We start from the raw sequence: 16,413 nt of genomic DNA, 5'->3' as shown, positions 1-16,413 counted from the left end.
CGGCGTGACGGTCGTTTGATAGGGTTTGGGCATAGTCGAAGAATTGCGACTGGCACGATGGTTCGCAGAGGCTCCACGGGGAGCGTAGTGAACGGTTGAGGCGCTGGGTCGCATGATCAGTTTTATAAACAGCTTCCAGTCGGCGGCCTCGGTTTCGTGAAAACCGGGGCCGTTTGTTTTTCAGCCGGAAGCATAAGGGATGTTAGCGAGGTGGCGAGCCATGCGTGCAACAATCGCGCTGGAGGAGATCGATCTTTCGCTGTTCGGTTTCGAGGAGGCGGGCAGCGCCCTGCCGCAGGCTGTACGGGCGCAGGCGGATGCGGTTCTGCTGGAGCTGAAGAGTGCCGATGCCGCAGCCGGAGCGCAGGAGCAGCGGGCGCTTCTGGCCGAGATGATGCAGGAGCTGCGCGAGCAATTTGCGGCTTTTCGAGATTTGCGCGTCAAGACGGCACAACTGTGTGAGACGGGGGATGAGGCTGCGCAGAAGCTGGCCCGCGCTGACCTGAAGGCCGCCACCGATGCGGTGAAGCTGATTGTTGCCACCATCGAGAAGGTGGACAGCCTGCAGCGGCAACTGATGCGCGACCTTGAGCTGGAGGAGGAGCGCCAGGCAAACGAGAACGGGTATCAAGAGGCTGTGCATGAAGTGCAAAAACTCATCGAAGACCGCGCCCGCGAATTGTTTGACGACTGGAAGCGCCGTGAAGGCGCTGGCAACGGCGGGGGCGGTGCAGCGAGGGCCGATCCACCCGCCCTTGACGAAGGATGTGGCGGAAACGATGCAGACATACGGGCAGGGCATGAACCGGATTCGGGATGAGCGTTTGGCGAACCTTAAGCAGGCCTGGGATCTTTGCGACATGCTGGCCGATGCCCGTTCTTCCGGAAAGTCGTGCGAAGGCAGTGTTGTGCAGGAAGGGGCAAGCCTTGACGAGAGAGAGCTTGCGCTGTGGCAACGACATGCCTTGCGCATACGCCACAACTGGGCGCTTTCCGGCAGGGCGGAGCAGAAGCCGCCGAGGGGCGACTGGCGCACCTGGCTGATCATGGGCGGCAGAGGCTCCGGCAAGACACGCGCCGGGGCCGAATGGGTGCATGCGCTGGCCAGTGCCGGGCAGCGCAGCGAACTTCGCATCGCTCTGGTGGCGGAAACGCTGGGCGATGCCCGTGAGGTGATGATTGATGGCGTTTCCGGTATCTGCCGGATAGCGCGGGAAAGACGTCCGGATTTCGAGGCTTCCCGAAGAAGGCTCGTCTGGCCGAACGGCGCAATCGCGCAGATCTTCTCCTCCGAAGATCCGGAAAGCCTGCGCGGGCCGCAGTTTCACTTTGCCTGGTGCGATGAGCTGGCCAAATGGAAATATGCCGAGGAAACATTCGACATGCTGCAATTCGGTCTGCGCCTTGGGCGCGACCCGCGCCAGCTGGTGACGACAACGCCAAGGCCGGTGCCGGTTTTAAGGCGGCTGATTGCAGAAGAGGCAACGCGGCTGGTGCGGATTTCCACCCGCGACAATGCGGCCAATCTCTCCCCCAGCTTCGTGAAAGGGCTGGAGGCGCGCTACGGCGGCAGCCGTCTGGGTCGTCAGGAACTGGATGGCGAACTGATCGACGACCGGCCAGACGCGCTGTGGAAGCGGGCCGATCTCGACACGCTGCGCATTCGCTTTACCGGCGCGTTGCGGCGGATCGTGGTGGCGGTGGACCCACCAAGCGGTTCCGGCGAGAACTCCGTCTGCGGCATCGTGGTGGCGGGCGTGGAACAGACAGGCCGCGCCGTGGTGCTGGCCGATTGTTCCGCCACTGGCCTGAGCCCCGCGGGATGGGCGCAGGAGGTGGTAAAGGCCTATCGCCGCTTTTCCGCCGATCGGGTGGTGGCGGAGGTAAACCAGGGCGGCGAGATGGTGGCGGCCATGCTGAGGAGCATTGATGAGACGCTGCCGCTGACACAGGTGCGGGCCACGAGGGGCAAGTTTTTGCGCGCCGAGCCGGTTGCCGCACTCTATGAACAGGGGCGGGTGGCCCATGCAGGCCGCTTCTCCGCACTGGAAGACCAGATGTGCGATTTCGGGCCTGACGGACTTTCCGGCGGGCGTTCTCCCGACCGGCTGGATGGGCTGGTCTGGGCGCTGACGGCGCTGATGCTGGAGGGAAGCAGCGAGCCGAGGGTGAGAGGGTTGTGAGGCTTTCGCCATCGAAGCCTGCATCCGGCCTCTGAACGGGGAGCGAGATCCATCAAAAAAGCCGCGCCTCTGAGGTCAAAGAGGCAGCGGCTTCAAAGTTAAGAATTTATCGCATCGGTATGCCTGGGAATGCCAGCCTTCTTCTCAAGGCGGCACAGCCGATGTTCTTTATGTAAAAGCGATTAGCGCTTGACCGGGATGGAGATGACCGGTGCGGAAGCGGTTTCGCGCATCTGGCGCCATTCGGATTCGAGGCGATCGACCAAATGCTGCGGGATCTGCTGCTTCGGCGTGGTGGCAGCGGTCGGAACAGAAACTGGCTGCTGCATCTTCATGATCTCCTTCTGATGGAATGCCGGACAGATAACTGCCGCGCTGGCTGTTGGTTCCACACAGTTAGCGGGAAGTAAATAGGGGGCTAACCACCTAAACCGATTAGCAATTTTTAAAATCGATTGAAACTTTTGCATAAGTTCTGCCAGAAAGAGGCAAGCATGGTTAACACCGGCGCAGCAGCTTGAGCGAGCAGACGTTCATGGAGATTTCGCATGAGAGTTGAACGAGCCCGCTATTTCGATCAGGTGCGGGCAAGACTGCATGAGGGAAAGCTGACCGATGCGCAAAGGGCTGGGCATGAGGTGCTCTTAAGCGCCTGGGAAACGAAGTACGCCAAGCATGATCCGCGCTTTCTGGCCTATTGTCTGGCGACCGCCTTCCACGAGACAGGAGGGGCCATGCAGCCGGTGGAGGAGAACCTGAACTATTCCGCCGAAGGGCTGCGCAAGGTGTTTTCCAAATATTTCCTGCCCGGCGAGGAACAGCAATTTGCCCGACAGCCGGAACGCATTGCCAACCGGGTCTATTCCAACCGCATGGGCAATGGGCGCGACGACAGCGGCGATGGCTGGCGCTTTCGCGGGCGCGGCCTGGTGCAGATTACCGGGCGCGACAACTACCGCACCTATGGCATAGACGGGGCGCCGGAGAAGGCGATGGAACCGGAGCGGGCAGTAAAGATCCTGTTCGACGGCATGATTGCCGGCAAATTTACCGGCTATGCACTGTGCGACTTTTTCAACGATCACGCCAGCGACTGGGTGGGCGCACGGCGTGTGGTAAACGGCCTGAACCGCGCCGAGGAGATAGGGTTGTTTGGCGTAATCTTCGCGACCGCCATCGGTTTGCGGCTGGGCTGATTTTAAGGAGACATCAATGAACCTGTTTCGATGGCCGTGGGGCTCCACGGGCAAGGGCAAAGCCGTGACCGCTTCCGAGCGGAAGGCGCAAGTGGCGGGGGCAGGACTGGGAGCAGGTGCGGGTCTGGCGCTTCTGACCGGCGAGAGGGGAAATCCGGGCGGCGGGCGCAGCTATGCCAGCCTTGCCCGCCATGGCCTGATGAGAAACCCCGTGGCCTATCGTGCCGTGCGCATGGTGGCGGAAGCGGCGGCGAGCGCCCCCTGGCTGGTCTATTCCGGCGAGCGGGAACTGGAGACCCATGCGGCGCTGAACCTTCTGGCACGGCCCAATGCGCGGCAGGCGGGGCCGGAATTTCTGGAAATGCTGTTCGGGCATCTGATTCTGTCCGGTAATGCCTATCTGGAGCCGCTGGTGCTGGCGGGGGAGCTTCGCGAGGTACATCTCTTGCGGCCCGACCGCGTGAGCGTGGTGGCAGGCGGCGATGGCTGGCCTGTCGCCTATGACTATCGCGTGGGTGCCAGGGTGCGGCGTATTGCAGCTTTCACGGAAGAGGGGGCGGGTCTTCTGCACCTCAAGCTGTTTCACCCGCTGGACGACCATGGCGGGCTCTCGCCGCTTGGTTCCGCCGGTGCCGCAATCGACCTGCACAATGCCTGCGCCCGCTGGAGCAAGGGGCTGCTGGACAATTCGGCCCGTCCATCGGGCGCGCTGGTCTATCAGCCGAAGGATGGCGGCAATCTTTCGCCAGACGCCTATGACCGGCTAAAGGCAGAGCTGGAGGCAGGCTATCAGGGGGCGGTGAATGCGGGGCGTCCGCTGCTTCTGGAAGGCGGGCTGGACTGGAAGGCGATGGGGCTTTCCCCGAAGGACATGGATTTCGAGGCCGCCCGCAACGGGGCCGCGCGCGACATTGCGCTGGCACTTGGCGTGCCGCCGATGCTGATGGGCATTCCCGGCGACATAACCTACGCCAACTATCAGGAGGCGAACCGCTCGCTGTTCCGGCTGACGGTGGTGCCGCTTCTGATGCGAACCGCCGCCAGCCTTTCCGCCTGGTTCTCTGATCTCTATGGCGAGCCGCTGCGGCTGCAGCCGGACCTCGACCAGCTGCCGGGACTTTCTGCCGAGCGCGAGGCGCTGTGGAGCCGCATCGGCTCTGCGAGCTTTCTCACCGATGAGGAAAAGCGGCAGGCCGTGGGCTATTGAATCAGTTTCTGAAGCGGCTGAATCAAGCTGTGAGGGGCTGGGGGTAAGGGGTTGGCTCGACTGAGGTTTCGCCAATTTCTGTGGCCGCTTTACCCCCCTCTGTCCTGCCGGACATCTCCCCCTCAAGGGGGGAGATCGACTCGTGGCTCGCTCTTTGCACCTGACGAAGCTACCGATCGCGGTGCGCGTAGAGATGAGAGAGGTCGAGCGCTTGCCTCCTGCCAATCTCCCCCGCTTCAAGGGGGAGATGGTCGGTAGACCAGAGGGGGTACTTATCCTCCAATATCCAATCCCAAATTCCAACAGAGGTGAAACGACGATGGCTGACCTTGGCCACGATGGCGGCATGCTGGCCGCACGCATGGTGGGAGCGACGGCGGGCGCCTGGGTGTCGCTCGTCTATCTTCTGCCCGAAAGCTGGAAGGAGGCGGTGAGCCGCTTTCTGACCGGCGCCTGCTGCGGCGTGATGTTTGGCGCGCCGGTGGGCATATGGCTTTCTGAACGGCTGGGACTGGTGGGCCAGCTGACCGCGCTGGAAACGGCGCTTTCCGGCTCTGCTGCCGCCAGCCTTTCCGCCTGGTGGGTGCTGGGCGCGCTGGTGCGCATGGCAGGCCGGTTCGGAGCCAAGCCTGACACCGAAAAACAATCCTGAAGCAATTCCATTTCGCAGGAGACCTTCATGCACGCTTATCGCGGGCCACGCCCGACCGTGCGCAAATTTGCAAGCCTCACCCTATCCGAACTCGGTGGCGATGGCAGCTTTTCCGGCTATGCCAGCGTGTTTGGCGAGGTGGATCTCGGCAAGGACGTGATCGAGCGCGGGGCCTTTCTCAACAGCCTGGTGGAGCGCGGGGCCAAGGGTGTGCGCATGCTCTACCAGCACGACCCGAACGAGCCGATCGGCGCGTGGGAGGTGATCCGTGAGGACAGTCGCGGGCTTTACGTGGAGGGCAAGCTGGCCCCCGGCGTGGCCCGTGCACGCGAGGTGCATGCGCTGATGAAGACCGGCGCACTGGACGGGCTTTCTATCGGCTTTCGCACCGTGCGCGCCAGGAGTGATGTCAACGGCGGCGTGCGGCGCATTCTGGAAGCCGACCTCTGGGAAATTTCCGTTGTGACCTTTCCGATGCTGCCATCGGCCAGGATTTCCAACGTGAAGCAGGCGCGGTTTTTCCGCGACCGTGACACCGAACTCGTGCGCGCCATGCGCCGGGCCACCAAGACCATGCTGAACAGCCCTTTGAAAGGAAAAATTTGATGCAGGATATTGCCCTGAACGCTTTGCCGACAGCTTCACCCGAAACCAAGGCGCAGCCGGAGGTGAAGGCCTTGCTGGATCTGAAGGCTGGGCCGGATACGATGACGGCGGCCTTCGACGAATTCATGGAGGCTTTCGAAAGCTTCAAGGAAGTCAACGACCGCCGTCTTTCCGAAATCGAGCAGAAGCTGACCGCCGATGTGGTGACGCGGGAGAAGCTGGAGCGCATCAACCGCAGCATGGACGAGCAGAAGCGGGTGATCGACCAGCTGGCGCTGAAAAAGGCGCGACCGGCGCTGGGAGGCGCACGCGAGGCGGGGCCGGAGGCGGCTGAACACAAGGCGGCCTTCGAGGCCTATGTGCGCCGTGGCGACGAGGGTGCGCTTCGCGAACTGGAGGCCAAGGCGATGAGCGCAGGTTCCAGCAGCGATGGCGGCTATCTGGTGCCGGACGAGACGGACACCGAGATCGGCCGACGGTTGAGCGTAGTTTCGCCCATGCGTGCGCTTTCCACCGTACGCACCGTTTCCACCACGGTGCTGAAGAAGCCGTTTGCGCTGAGCGGCCCGGCAACGGGTTGGGTTGCCGAGACGGCGGCGCGCCCGCAGACAGGCTCGCCACAACTGGCAGAACTGAGTTTCCCGACCATGGAGCTTTACGCCATGCCTGCCGCCAGCCAGACGCTGCTGGACGATGCGGCGGTGGACATTGAAAGCTGGCTGGCAAGCGAGGTGGACAGCGTGTTTGCGGAGCAGGAGGGCGACGCCTTCATTCGCGGCGATGGCGTGAACAGACCGAAGGGCTTTCTGGCCTATGACACCGCAGCCGATAGCGCCTGGGCCTGGGGCAAGCTCGGCTATGTGGCAACAGGGCAGGCGGGCGGTTTTGCCTCGTCCGGTGCATCGGATGTGCTGGTGAACGCCATTTATGCGCTGAAGGCGGGACACCGCCAGAACGCCACCTTTCTGATGAACCGGCGCACACAGGGCGAAATTCGCAAGCTGAAGGATGCTGATGGAAACTATCTGTGGCGTCCGCCGGCAACGGCAGGTCAGGCCGCGACGCTGATGGGCTTTCCGGTGGCGGAAGGCGAGGAAATGCCGGATATCGCCGCCGGTTCGCTTTCCATCGCCATCGGTGATTTCAAGGCCGGCTATCTGGTGGTGGACAGGGCAGGTGTGCGCATTCTGCGCGATCCTTATTCCGCCAAGCCCTATGTGCTGTTCTACACCACCAAGCGCGTGGGCGGTGGCGTGCAGAACTTCGAGGCAATCAAGCTGGTGAAGTTTTCCGCGAGTTAAGACGGGGTGGGGGGAGCTTCTTCCGCTTCAATCCTTGGCTTACCCCCCTCTGCCTTGCCAGGCATCTCCCCCTCAAGGGGGGAGATCCGCAAGACGCACTCCCACATTCTCTCGCAGCTTCAGCGATTGCCGCAATCTGTGAGGTTGCGATGTATAGCGAGCCAACCACGGGTCGATCTTCCCCCCCCCACACACACCTTGAGGGGGAGATGTCCGGCAGGACAGAGGGGGTGCTGCCTCTCGACGCGTCGGACGGCTCTTACCTATCCCAACAAGGAATTTTCCATGACCTATGCATTGATCGATCCGCCAGCCGCGGAGGCGCTGACGCTTGCCGAGGTGAAGGCGCATCTGCGGCTGGACGGAACGGAAGAAGATGCGCTTCTGGCGCAGCTGATTACCATTGCCCGCGAGCATCTGGAGCGTGAGACGGGGCTATGCCTGATCGAGCAGACGCTTCGGCTTTATCTCGACCGATGGCCGAAGGACGGCGTGATTCAGATTGCGAGAGGACCGGTGCAAGCCATTGAGGCAGTGACGGTTTACGCCGAAGACGGAACGGCCTCTCATCCATCGCTTGAAGACCATCTGCTGGATGGACAAACGCGTCCGGCAAGGCTGTGGCTGCGTGATCCACCAAAGCCTGGTCGAGCAATCAACGGCATCGAGATCGATTTCACCGCCGGTTTCGGCGAGGCTGGCACGGATGTGCCGGACCCGCTGAAGCGCGCCATGCTGACCCATATCGCGCTGATGTTTGCCCATCGCGGCGTTCTTTCACCCGATCAGCAGCCGGGGGCGATGCCGGATGGCTATGACCGGCTGGTGGCACCATTCCGCATGAGGAGGCTTTGAAATGAGCGCCCTGCCTCTGGACCCCGGCCAGCTGACCCACCGCCTGACACTGGAAGTGCCGAACGACGAGAGCGACGGACAGGGCGGCAGCCTTGGCGGCTGGGTGCAGGCGGGTGAGGTGTGGACGCGGATTGAGCCCGTTGCCAGCCCATCCTTCACCGACATGGCAGGGGGCGAACGGGCCGTGGTGACCCACCGGATTCTGCTTCGTCATCGCCAGGGCATCGGCGCCGGTCAGCGGTTTCGCACAGGCGAAAGAGCCTTTCGAATTCGCCTTGTGCGCGATCCTGACGAGACCAGACGCATGCTTTCGTGCCTCTGTGAGGAGGAAGCACAATGAGAGGTGGACAGGCACTTCTGAAGGCGATCCACGAGCAGCTTGTAGGCGATATGCAACTTCTTTCAACCGTAGGAATCAAAGGCTTCAGGGACCGGATTGCAGGGCGTGTAAGCCTTCCTGCAATTACCTACGGGACACTGGAGAGCCGCGACTATTCCACCGGTACCGAAGTGGCGGAGGAGCACCTGCTGACGGTGGAAATCTGGTCCGATGGGAAGGGACGCGCTGAAGCACAAAGGCTGGCCGCTCAGGTGGCGATATTGCTGGATCGTACGGAGCTGGCGCTGGGAGACAACCAGCATCTGGTGAACCTGACGGTGACGGGCATACGCCACAGACAGGACGCGAGAACACAGGCGCAGGTGGCGGAGGTGAACCTGCGGGGCGTGACGGAAGAGATGTGAGACTTTTTTCAGAACCAGATTATTCAACAGGGATTTATTGCAATGGTGGCACAGGCAGGACGTGACCTTCTGTTGAAGGTGGAAAATGGCGCAGGCTGGCAGACGGTGGCGGGCTTGCGTTCCAAACGCTTGGCATTCAATGCCGAAACGGTGGACATTACCGACGCCGAGAGTGCCGGACGCTGGCGCGAGCTACTGGGTGGGGCGGGAATTCAGCGCGCCTCGCTGAACGGGGCAGGACTATTCAAGGACCAGACCTCCGACGCGCTTGTCCGCAGCGCCTTCTTCTCTGGCAGTATCCTGAACTTTCAGGTGGTGATCCCCTCCTTCGGCACGATCAGCGGTCCCTTCCAGATCACATCGCTGGAATATTCCGGCGAGCACAATGGCGAGGTACGGTTCGAGATTGCGCTGGAATCCGCCGGTCAACTGACGTTCGGAGCCATCTGATGACGATGATCGAGAGGACGGACAAGGGACCGGGATTACATCGCCGCGCCAACCGGCAGCGCGGTGAGGTGGAGGCGATGATCGATGGCGAGCGGCGCATTCTGTGCCTGACGCTGGGCGCGCTGGCCGAGCTGGAAACCGCTTTCGGCGTGGCCGATCTTTCCGAGCTGGCGGCCTATTTTGCCGGGGGACGGCTGAAGGCGCAGGATCTGGTGCGGGTGATCGGCGCGGGTCTGCGCGGCGGCGGCAATCTGTTTCCCGACGAGGAGGTGGCCGACATGAATGTGGAAGGCGGGGTGGCCGCCTGCGCCCGGATTGCCACCGAACTGCTGGAGGCGGCCTTCACTGATGGCATGACGGATGGCGCACAAGGGAACCCAATTCCCCGCCCTTGAGCGCCGCAACGGGCGCCCCGCATGACGGCGCGACGGCTGGATGGCCGGGCGTGCTGCATGTGGGGCTGTGCCTGTTGCGGCTTCCTCCCGACATCTTCTGGCAGCTTTCGCCACGCGAGTTCATGGGTATGGCGGGTGCCTATCGTCCCCGCCCGCCCGGACTGGACCGCGCAGGGCTTGTGGCGCTGATGGCCGCCTTTCCCGACCTGCCATTCTCTTCCGACTGAGGTGACCGATGACCGACACTGTTTCCACAGGCCGTGGACTGGATGACGCGCTTTCCACCAGCGAGGCGCTTTCCCGCTCGATGCAGGATTTGCAGGCGCGCAGCCAAAGCTTCGGCTCGGCGCTTTCAAGCGCTTTGCAGGGAGCCACCCTGAACGGCAAGGGGCTGGACAATGTGCTGCGCGGGCTTGGGCGGCGCCTGAGCGACATTGCGCTTTCTGCGGCCCTGAAGCCGTTGGAGAACGCGATGTCCGGCATTGCGGGAAGCCTGCTGGGCTCTCTTGGTTCGGGCGGGGCCGGAAAGGTGACGCCTTTTGCCGATGGTGGCGTGGTGCGAAGCCCAAGCTTCTTTTCCATGGGGGGAAACGCGACCGGCCTGATGGGGGAAGCAGGGGCCGAGGCCATTCTGCCGCTGAAGCGCGGGGCGGACGGGGCGCTGGGCGTGGCGATGTCCGGTGGTTCAAGTGGGGGCTCCGGGCAGATCGTGTTCAACGTGACGGCGACGGACGCGGCAAGCTTCAAGCGCAGCGAGGGCCAGATTACCGCCATGCTGGCCCGCAGCGTGGCGCGCGGACGGCGGGGTGTGTGAACCATGACCGGATTTCATGAGGTGCGCTTTCCGCTGCGGCTGGCGCTGGGAACGAGTGGCGGGCCGGTGCGGCGCACCGATATCGTCAACCTGTCCAACGGGCGCGAGAACCGCAATGCCCGCTGGCGCAATGCCAGACGGGCTTACGATGCCGGTTCCGGTGTCCGCTCGATTGCCGATCTCTACGAGGTGCTGGAGTTTTTCGAGGCGCGGATGGGCCAGCTTTATGGCTTCCGCTTCCGCGATCCGCTGGACTGGAAATCCTGCGGGCCGACCGGGGCCGTGTGCGCCGACGACCAGTGGATTGGCGAGGGCGATGGCGTGCAGCGCACCTTCCAGCTGATAAAGACCTATGGCGATGACGGGGGCGAGACGCGGCGAACCATTGCCAAGCCGGTGGCGGGAACCGTGCGGCTGAGCGTGGACGGCGAAGAGGTTTCCTCCGACCACTTCACGCTCGATGCAGCGACGGGAATGGTGACATTTGCTCTTGCCCATGTGCCGCCGGAGGCGGCCGAAATCCGCGCCGGTTTCGAGTTCGACGTGCCGGTGCGTTTTGATACTGACCGGATCGACGTGAACCTCTCCGCCTTCAATGCTGGCCGAATTCCGGCCATTCCCATTCAGGAGATCCTGCCATGAGGACGCTACCGAAGGAACTCGCCACGCATCTGGCCGGGGACGCGACGACCACATGTCATGCCTGGCGGGTGACGCGTGCCGATGGCGTGCAGCTGGGCTTTACCGATCATGACGAAGACCTGACTGTGGATGGCACAGTCTGTCGCGCCGCAAGTGGCTTTTCTGCCAGCGACAATGAGGCCGCAAGCGGCATGGCCGCCAATGCGGGCGAGGTGCAGGGCGGCTTTTCCAGTGACACCATCGCCGAGGAGGATCTGGCTGTCGGCGCGTTCGACCATGCGCGGGTGGAGCTTTTTCTGGTGAACTGGGCGGACCCTTCGCAGTTGACCCGGCTTGATGTGCGCGAGATCGGTGAGGTGACGCGAGCCGGAGAGGCCTTTACCGCCGAACTGCGCAGTATGGCGCATCGTCTCGACCAGCCGCAGGGGCGCGTCTATGGCCGTCGCTGCGATGCAAGCCTTGGCGACAGCCGATGCCGGGTGGCGCTGGCCGCGTTTCAGGCAAACGCAACGGTGACGGAGCAGGACGACCGCAGCCATCTGACGGTGACTGGACTTGGGGAGCGTGCGAGCGGTTTCTTCGATCAGGGAAGTGTGCGTTTTGCCGATGGCTCGACCGCTATGATCGAGCGGCATGTGGCAGAGGACGCTGGCGCTGGGCGGCTGACGCTATGGCTGCCGCTGGAACGCGATGTGGCCGAGAGCGAGGCCGTTGTGCTGACGGCTGGCTGCGACAAGAGCTTTACGACCTGCCGCGCCCGCTTTGCCAACGGGCTGAACTTTCGCGGCTTTCCGCATATGCCGGGAAGCGATTTCAGCTATTCCTATGCCGATGCAGACGGCCAGCACGATGGCGGCGTGCTGTTTCCATGATCGGCGCTGACATTGTGGCGCTGGCGGAAAGCTGGATCGGCACACCCTACCGGCATCAGGGCGCGACGAAGGGTGTGGCCTGCGATTGCATCGGTCTGATCCGCTGGGTCTGGCGTGAGCTTTACGGATGCGAACCGCCGCTCTCCGTGCCGCCCTATGCGCCGGACTGGGCCGAGCGGGCGGGCGAGGAACGGTTGTTGCAAGCGGCTTTAACGCTGTTCGGTGCGCCGGTGCCGAAGGCTGAGATGCAGGCAGGCGATGTGCTGCTGTTTCGCTGGCACGCGGGATGCGCGGCCAAACATGCAGGTATTCTGGCCGATGAGACGAGCTTCATCCACGCTTACGAACAGGTGGCGGTGACGCGCTCCGCACTCGTGCCTGCCTGGCGACGGCGGATCGTGGCCGTGCACCGGTTTGGGGTGGTGCCTGAAAAGAGCAGGCTTCGAGTTTGAGCTACCCCCCTCTGTCCTGCCGGACATCTCCCCCTCAAGGGGGGAGATCGACTCGTGGTTGGCTCTTCATCGCTCGTGACGTTTCAGATTGCGGCGACCTTTGAAGTTGAGAGAAGGCGAGCGAGCGCGTCCTGCCGATCTCCCCCCTTGAGGGGGAGATGGTCGGCAGACCAGAGGGGGGTGAAGGCCCCGGATACCAACATCTTTGCAAACCCAAGGACTTCACAACCATGGCTACCATTCTGTTTCAGGCGGCGGGGGCGGCTCTCGGCTCCGTCTTCGGGCCCGTGGGCGCTATGATTGGCCGCGCGGCAGGCGGGCTGGCGGGCGCGGCGGTGGACCGGGCACTGCTCGGTTCGCCAACTGTCACGGGTCCACGACTGGCAACTGCGCGACTGGCCGGAGCCGATGAGGGAACCGGCATTCCCCGGCTTTACGGCACGATGCGCATTGGCGGTACGCTGATCTGGGCCACGCGCTTCGAGGAAGAGGTGCGCACAGAGCGCAGCGGCGGCAAGGCGACCGGCGGCCAGAAGGTGAAGAGCTTTACCTACTATGCCAATATTGCGTTGGGTCTCTGCGAGGGCGAAGTGGCGCATGTGCGGCGCGTGTGGGCCGATGGCCGCGAACTGGACCTGACGACGATCCAGATGCGGTTCTACCGCGGCACCGAAGACCAGCTGCCGGACCCGCTGATCGAGGCGAAGCAGGGGGCGGGCAAGGCACCCGCCTTCCGGGGCCTTGCCTATGTGGTGTTCGAGCGATTGCCGCTTGGCGATTTCGGCAATCGTATTCCGCTGCTGCAGTTCGAGGTGGTGCGACCCATCGGTGCGTTGGAGAGACAGATCCGGGCCGTGACAATCATTCCCGGCTCCAGCGAGCATGGCTACGCGACGGTTCAGGTGACTGAAGACACCGGTGAGGGCAGCGCCCGCATTCTCAACCGCAACAACCGTATGGCTGCGACCGATTGGGAAGCATCCCTCGACGAGTTGCAGGCGCTGTGCCCCAACCTTGAACGTGTGGCGCTCGTTGTCAGCTGGTTTGGCACCGATCTGCGCGCTGGCGAATGCCGGATCGTTCCCGGTGTCGAATTCCTTTCGCGCGACGGGGAGAGCATGCTCTGGAACGTGGCGGGCATCGAGCGGGCCGATGCGCATCTGGTGAGCCGCAGACACGATGCGCCTGCCTATGGCGGCACGCCTTCCGACGAGAGCGTGAAACAGGCAATTTCCGACCTGAAGGCGCGGGGCATCGAGGTCTATCTCTATCCGTTCATCATGATGGATGTGGCGGAAGACAACACGCTGCCGGACCCTTATGGCGAATCGAAACAGGCCGTCTATCCGTGGCGTGGGCGTATTACCTGCCATCCGGCACCGGGGCGGGCAGGCTCTCCCGACAGGACGGCGCAGGCTGCAAGCGAGATCGACCAGTTCTGCAATCGCGCAGAAGGCTATCGCCGCATGGTGCTCCATTACGCCGATCTGGCGGCGGCGGCGGGCGGCGTGGATGGCTTCATCATCGGCTCGGAATTTCGCGGCCTGACAAGCGTGCGCGGGGCGGGTAACAGCTTTCCCTTCGTGGCGGAACTGGTTCGACTGGCTGCCGATTGCCGTGCGAAGCTCGGGCCATCGGTCAGGCTGACCTATGGCGCCGACTGGAGCGAATATTTCGGCTATCATCCGAATGACGGGACCGGCGATGTGTTCTTCCATCTCGATCCGCTCTGGGCCTCATCCGCGATCGACGCCGTGGGGATCGACAACTACATGCCGCTTGGCGACTGGCGCGATAGCGACCTGATGGGCGCAAACCCCGACGGCATGACAAGCGCCGAGGATGTGGCGGCAATGAGCCGTGCGATCACGCGCGGCGAGGGTTTCGACTGGTATTATGCCAGCGAGGCCGACCGCAAAGCGCGCGTACGAAGCCCGATTACCGATGGACTGGCGGGCAAGCCATGGGTGTTTCGCTTCAAGGATCTTTCCGGCTGGTGGGGGAGCCATCACTTCGACCGGACAGGCGGCACCGAGAGCCCAAGCCCGACCGCCTGGGTGCCTCGATCGAAACCGATCTGGTTCACCGAACTCGGTTGCCCTGCCATCGACAAGGGGGCGAACCAGCCGAACCTGTTCGTGGATCCGAAATCCTCCGAAAGCGGCTGGCCCTACTTTTCCAGCGGTGGACGGTCGGACGCAATGCAGCGGCGCTTCCTCGATTCCCATCACGCCTACTGGCAGGGCGATGCCGCGCCGGCAAATATGGTGGATGCGGATCACATCTTCGTCTGGAGCTGGGATGCGCGGCCTTACCCCGCCTTTCCGCAGGCGACATCCATCTGGAACGACGGCGAGAACTGGCGGCTGGGGCACTGGTTGACCGGACGGCTGGGGGCGGGAACGCTGGCCGACACAATTGCCGCCATCCTGACCGATCATGGATTGACCGATTTCGACGTATCTGGCGTTTGCGGCGATCTGACCGGCTATGTACAGGCAGAAACCAGCTCTGCGCGCCAGATGCTGACGCCGCTGGTGGAAAGCTTTCTCCTCGACGTGACGGAAGTTGAGGGACGGCTGATCTTCCGCTCGCGCAACAAGACAAGCGTGCCGTTCAAGACAATCGAGGTGCTGGCCGAGCGCGAAGGCGAGGCGGCCTGGAGCGAAACGCGCGGCCATGACAGCGATTTTGCAGCGGAGGCCGTGCTGGGCTTTGCCAACCCCGATCTGGACTACGAGCAGGCAAGCGTACGTTCCCGCCGCATTCCCGGCATGACAAACCGTGTGATGCGGGCCGACATTCCCGGTGCCATGGCCGATGAGGCGGCGCAGACCGCCACGGAGGCGCTGCTGCGCGACAACCACCTGTCCCGCCGCTCCATCCGCTTCTCGCTTTCGCCTGCCGATATGACGCTGACGCCCGGGGATGGGGTTCAACTGACCGATGGTCCGGACGGCATCTACCTCGTGACCCGCATTGAGGATGGCGAGATGCGGCGGGTGGAGGCGCGCCGGCATGTGTCCATTGCCGCTGTCGGAAGCCGTGTTTCCCCGGTTGAACGGGTGAGTGCGATGGCCGCCTCCGACGCCTTTTCGCCGCTCGTTGCCTTTCTCGATCTGCCGCGCTTCGAGGATGGAGAGGCGGCAAGCTTTGCCCGCGTGGCTGCCTTTGCCAAACCGTGGACGCGCATGCTGGTTTCCAGTTCCGCAACGACGGAAGGCTATCGCAGCCGCGTGCTGATCGAACGACCGGCCCGCATTGGACGGCTGAGTGCGCCGCTGGCGGCCGGTGCCTGGGGGCGGTTCGACAGAAGGTCGGCCATCGAGGTGGAATTGCCGTTCGGGGGACTCTCTTCCGCGAGCGAAATCGCCGTGCAGGCAGGCGAAAACCGTCTGGCGGTGATGGGCAATAACGGTGCCTGGGAAGTGCTGGCTTTTGCGACGGCGCAAGAGGTGGCACCGGGACGGTTTCGGCTGTCCAACCTGCTGCGCGGTCTCTCCGGGACCGAGGATGCAATGGCGGCAGGAGCAGCGGCTGGCGCACAGGTGGTTATGCTGGATGAGGCCGTGGTGCCGCTTGGGTTGACGGGGAGCGAACGAGGACTGGCGCTGAACTGGATCGTGGAGCCTGTGGGCGCAAAGACCGGTCGTTACGGGCCGCGTCAGACTGTCGCAGGCCTTCGCGCCGAGACGCCGCTGGCGCCGGTTCACCTAAAGGCTGAACGGCGGTCGGACGGCGTTTCCTTCAGCTGGGTGCGCCGGAGCCGCACCAACGCCGATGACTGGGACGCATTCGACATAGCCCTCGATGAATCGGAAGAACGCTATCGGCTGGAACTACTGCATGCCTCAACTGGCGCCGTGGTGGCGCAGGCAGAGGTCGATGCGTGCCTTCATCATTATGATCTTTCTCAGGAATTGAGCGATTTCGGAATTATTCAAACAAGTTTCCGTGTGCGCCTGACGCAGCTGGGGCGGGCGGTACCGCGGGGCATTGCTCGAGAGCAGGTTATTATTGTGAGAAAGCAGGGAGTTATCTAAA

At 63.2% G+C, this 16,413-nt stretch carries 19 protein-coding genes; 18 read left to right on the top strand and 1 reads right to left on the bottom strand.

Translation table 11 applies throughout. From position 1 onward, the window contains the following. Positions 1–220 precede the first annotated feature (220 nt). Positions 221–820, top strand: coding sequence for a hypothetical protein (locus E8M78_RS12380; protein WP_137135321.1), 600 nt, complete (start codon positions 221–223; stop codon positions 818–820). Then, the gene (locus E8M78_RS12375) at positions 780–2,183 is read left to right on the top strand and encodes a terminase family protein (protein WP_246658304.1); all 1,404 of its coding nucleotides are present in this window, start codon (positions 780–782) and stop codon (positions 2,181–2,183) included. The genes E8M78_RS12380 and E8M78_RS12375 overlap by 41 nt, the downstream gene beginning before the upstream one ends. 182 nt (positions 2,184–2,365) lie before the next feature. On the opposite strand, the gene E8M78_RS23300 is transcribed toward E8M78_RS12375, so the two are convergent. Then, positions 2,366–2,512: a hypothetical protein gene (locus E8M78_RS23300; protein WP_170973409.1), complete on the bottom strand. Its 147-nt coding sequence runs from the start codon at positions 2,510–2,512 to the stop codon at positions 2,366–2,368. Between the two features lie 219 nt (positions 2,513–2,731). On the opposite strand from E8M78_RS23300, the gene E8M78_RS12370 reads away from it, so the two are divergent. The 16 genes from E8M78_RS12370 (at position 2,732) to E8M78_RS12280 (ending at position 16,412) form a co-directional block, all read left to right on the top strand. Beyond that, positions 2,732–3,379 (top strand): hypothetical protein, encoded by a 648-nt coding sequence (locus tag E8M78_RS12370; RefSeq protein ID WP_137135320.1) that lies wholly within the window; start codon positions 2,732–2,734, stop codon positions 3,377–3,379. A gap of 16 nt (positions 3,380–3,395) precedes the next feature. Continuing rightward, positions 3,396–4,586 carry a phage portal protein gene (locus tag E8M78_RS12365; protein ID WP_137135319.1) on the top strand — a complete coding sequence of 397 codons (1,191 nt, stop codon included), beginning with the start codon at positions 3,396–3,398 and terminating at the stop codon, positions 4,584–4,586. 319 nt (positions 4,587–4,905) lie between these two features. After that, positions 4,906–5,238, top strand: coding sequence for a DUF6107 family protein (locus E8M78_RS12355; protein WP_137135318.1), 333 nt, complete (start codon positions 4,906–4,908; stop codon positions 5,236–5,238). 27 nt (positions 5,239–5,265) lie between these two features. Next, positions 5,266–5,844 (top strand): HK97 family phage prohead protease, encoded by a 579-nt coding sequence (locus tag E8M78_RS12350; RefSeq protein WP_137135317.1) that lies wholly within the window; start codon positions 5,266–5,268, stop codon positions 5,842–5,844. After that, positions 5,844–7,145 carry a phage major capsid protein gene (locus E8M78_RS12345; RefSeq protein WP_137135316.1) on the top strand — a complete coding sequence of 434 codons (1,302 nt, stop codon included), beginning with the start codon at positions 5,844–5,846 and terminating at the stop codon, positions 7,143–7,145. The genes E8M78_RS12350 and E8M78_RS12345 overlap by 1 nt, the downstream gene beginning before the upstream one ends. A gap of 285 nt (positions 7,146–7,430) precedes the next feature. Continuing rightward, positions 7,431–8,000 (top strand): head-tail connector protein, encoded by a 570-nt coding sequence (locus E8M78_RS12335; RefSeq protein ID WP_137135315.1) that lies wholly within the window; start codon positions 7,431–7,433, stop codon positions 7,998–8,000. Position 8,001: 1 nt separating this feature from the next. Continuing rightward, complete coding sequence (locus tag E8M78_RS12330; protein ID WP_137135314.1) at positions 8,002–8,340, top strand: phage head closure protein; 339 nt, start codon at positions 8,002–8,004, stop codon at positions 8,338–8,340. Continuing rightward, a complete protein-coding gene (locus tag E8M78_RS12325; RefSeq protein WP_137135313.1) occupies positions 8,337–8,744 on the top strand; it encodes a DUF3168 domain-containing protein in 408 nt (135 codons plus the stop codon). Before E8M78_RS12330 ends, E8M78_RS12325 begins: the two co-directional genes overlap by 4 nt. 42 nt (positions 8,745–8,786) lie before the next feature. Further along, positions 8,787–9,194, top strand: a complete 408-nt coding sequence (locus E8M78_RS12320; RefSeq protein WP_137135312.1) for a phage major tail protein, TP901-1 family — start codon at positions 8,787–8,789, stop codon at positions 9,192–9,194. Then, positions 9,194–9,589, top strand: coding sequence for a gene transfer agent family protein (locus tag E8M78_RS12315; protein ID WP_246658303.1), 396 nt, complete (start codon positions 9,194–9,196; stop codon positions 9,587–9,589). Before E8M78_RS12320 ends, E8M78_RS12315 begins: the two co-directional genes overlap by 1 nt. Further along, positions 9,586–9,816 (top strand): rcc01693 family protein, encoded by a 231-nt coding sequence (locus E8M78_RS12310; RefSeq protein ID WP_170973408.1) that lies wholly within the window; start codon positions 9,586–9,588, stop codon positions 9,814–9,816. The genes E8M78_RS12315 and E8M78_RS12310 overlap by 4 nt, the downstream gene beginning before the upstream one ends. An 8-nt stretch (positions 9,817–9,824) precedes the next feature. Beyond that, positions 9,825–10,403 carry a phage tail tape measure protein gene (locus tag E8M78_RS12305; protein ID WP_137135311.1) on the top strand — a complete coding sequence of 193 codons (579 nt, stop codon included), beginning with the start codon at positions 9,825–9,827 and terminating at the stop codon, positions 10,401–10,403. A 3-nt stretch (positions 10,404–10,406) separates the two neighbouring features. After that, on the top strand, positions 10,407–11,045 hold the full coding sequence (locus E8M78_RS12300; RefSeq protein ID WP_137135310.1) for a DUF2460 domain-containing protein: 639 nt from the start codon (positions 10,407–10,409) through the stop codon (positions 11,043–11,045). Continuing rightward, on the top strand, positions 11,042–11,917 hold the full coding sequence (locus E8M78_RS12295; RefSeq protein WP_137135309.1) for a DUF2163 domain-containing protein: 876 nt from the start codon (positions 11,042–11,044) through the stop codon (positions 11,915–11,917). Before E8M78_RS12300 ends, E8M78_RS12295 begins: the two co-directional genes overlap by 4 nt. Then, positions 11,914–12,369 (top strand): NlpC/P60 family protein, encoded by a 456-nt coding sequence (locus E8M78_RS12290; RefSeq protein ID WP_137135308.1) that lies wholly within the window; start codon positions 11,914–11,916, stop codon positions 12,367–12,369. Before E8M78_RS12295 ends, E8M78_RS12290 begins: the two co-directional genes overlap by 4 nt. Positions 12,370–12,599: 230 nt before the next feature. Beyond that, the gene (locus E8M78_RS12280) at positions 12,600–16,412 is read left to right on the top strand and encodes a glycoside hydrolase/phage tail family protein (protein ID WP_137135900.1); all 3,813 of its coding nucleotides are present in this window, start codon (positions 12,600–12,602) and stop codon (positions 16,410–16,412) included. Position 16,413: the final 1 nt, after the last annotated feature.

Source organism: Rhizobium sp. FKY42 (assembly GCF_005222835.1).
In the GTDB taxonomy this organism is placed as follows: domain Bacteria; phylum Pseudomonadota; class Alphaproteobacteria; order Rhizobiales; family Rhizobiaceae; genus Neorhizobium.
This window is presented reverse-complemented; position numbering and strand designations above follow the sequence as displayed.

Coding starts and splice junctions, on each gene's coding strand:
- E8M78_RS12380 (WP_137135321.1), top strand. CDS start 221: ATGCGTGCAACAATCGCGCTGGAGGAGATCGATCTTTCGCTGTTCGGT.
- E8M78_RS12355 (WP_137135318.1), top strand. CDS start 4,906: ATGGCTGACCTTGGCCACGATGGCGGCATGCTGGCCGCACGCATGGTG.
- E8M78_RS12290 (WP_137135308.1), top strand. CDS start 11,914: ATGATCGGCGCTGACATTGTGGCGCTGGCGGAAAGCTGGATCGGCACA.
- E8M78_RS12315 (WP_246658303.1), top strand. CDS start 9,194: ATGACGATGATCGAGAGGACGGACAAGGGACCGGGATTACATCGCCGC.
- E8M78_RS12305 (WP_137135311.1), top strand. CDS start 9,825: ATGACCGACACTGTTTCCACAGGCCGTGGACTGGATGACGCGCTTTCC.
- E8M78_RS12330 (WP_137135314.1), top strand. CDS start 8,002: ATGAGCGCCCTGCCTCTGGACCCCGGCCAGCTGACCCACCGCCTGACA.
- E8M78_RS12350 (WP_137135317.1), top strand. CDS start 5,266: ATGCACGCTTATCGCGGGCCACGCCCGACCGTGCGCAAATTTGCAAGC.
- E8M78_RS12345 (WP_137135316.1), top strand. CDS start 5,844: ATGCAGGATATTGCCCTGAACGCTTTGCCGACAGCTTCACCCGAAACC.
- E8M78_RS12375 (WP_246658304.1), top strand. CDS start 780: ATGCAGACATACGGGCAGGGCATGAACCGGATTCGGGATGAGCGTTTG.
- E8M78_RS12320 (WP_137135312.1), top strand. CDS start 8,787: ATGGTGGCACAGGCAGGACGTGACCTTCTGTTGAAGGTGGAAAATGGC.
- E8M78_RS12300 (WP_137135310.1), top strand. CDS start 10,407: ATGACCGGATTTCATGAGGTGCGCTTTCCGCTGCGGCTGGCGCTGGGA.
- E8M78_RS12325 (WP_137135313.1), top strand. CDS start 8,337: ATGAGAGGTGGACAGGCACTTCTGAAGGCGATCCACGAGCAGCTTGTA.
- E8M78_RS12335 (WP_137135315.1), top strand. CDS start 7,431: ATGACCTATGCATTGATCGATCCGCCAGCCGCGGAGGCGCTGACGCTT.
- E8M78_RS12295 (WP_137135309.1), top strand. CDS start 11,042: ATGAGGACGCTACCGAAGGAACTCGCCACGCATCTGGCCGGGGACGCG.
- E8M78_RS12365 (WP_137135319.1), top strand. CDS start 3,396: ATGAACCTGTTTCGATGGCCGTGGGGCTCCACGGGCAAGGGCAAAGCC.
- E8M78_RS23300 (WP_170973409.1), bottom strand. CDS start 2,512: ATGCAGCAGCCAGTTTCTGTTCCGACCGCTGCCACCACGCCGAAGCAG.
- E8M78_RS12280 (WP_137135900.1), top strand. CDS start 12,600: ATGGCTACCATTCTGTTTCAGGCGGCGGGGGCGGCTCTCGGCTCCGTC.
- E8M78_RS12370 (WP_137135320.1), top strand. CDS start 2,732: ATGAGAGTTGAACGAGCCCGCTATTTCGATCAGGTGCGGGCAAGACTG.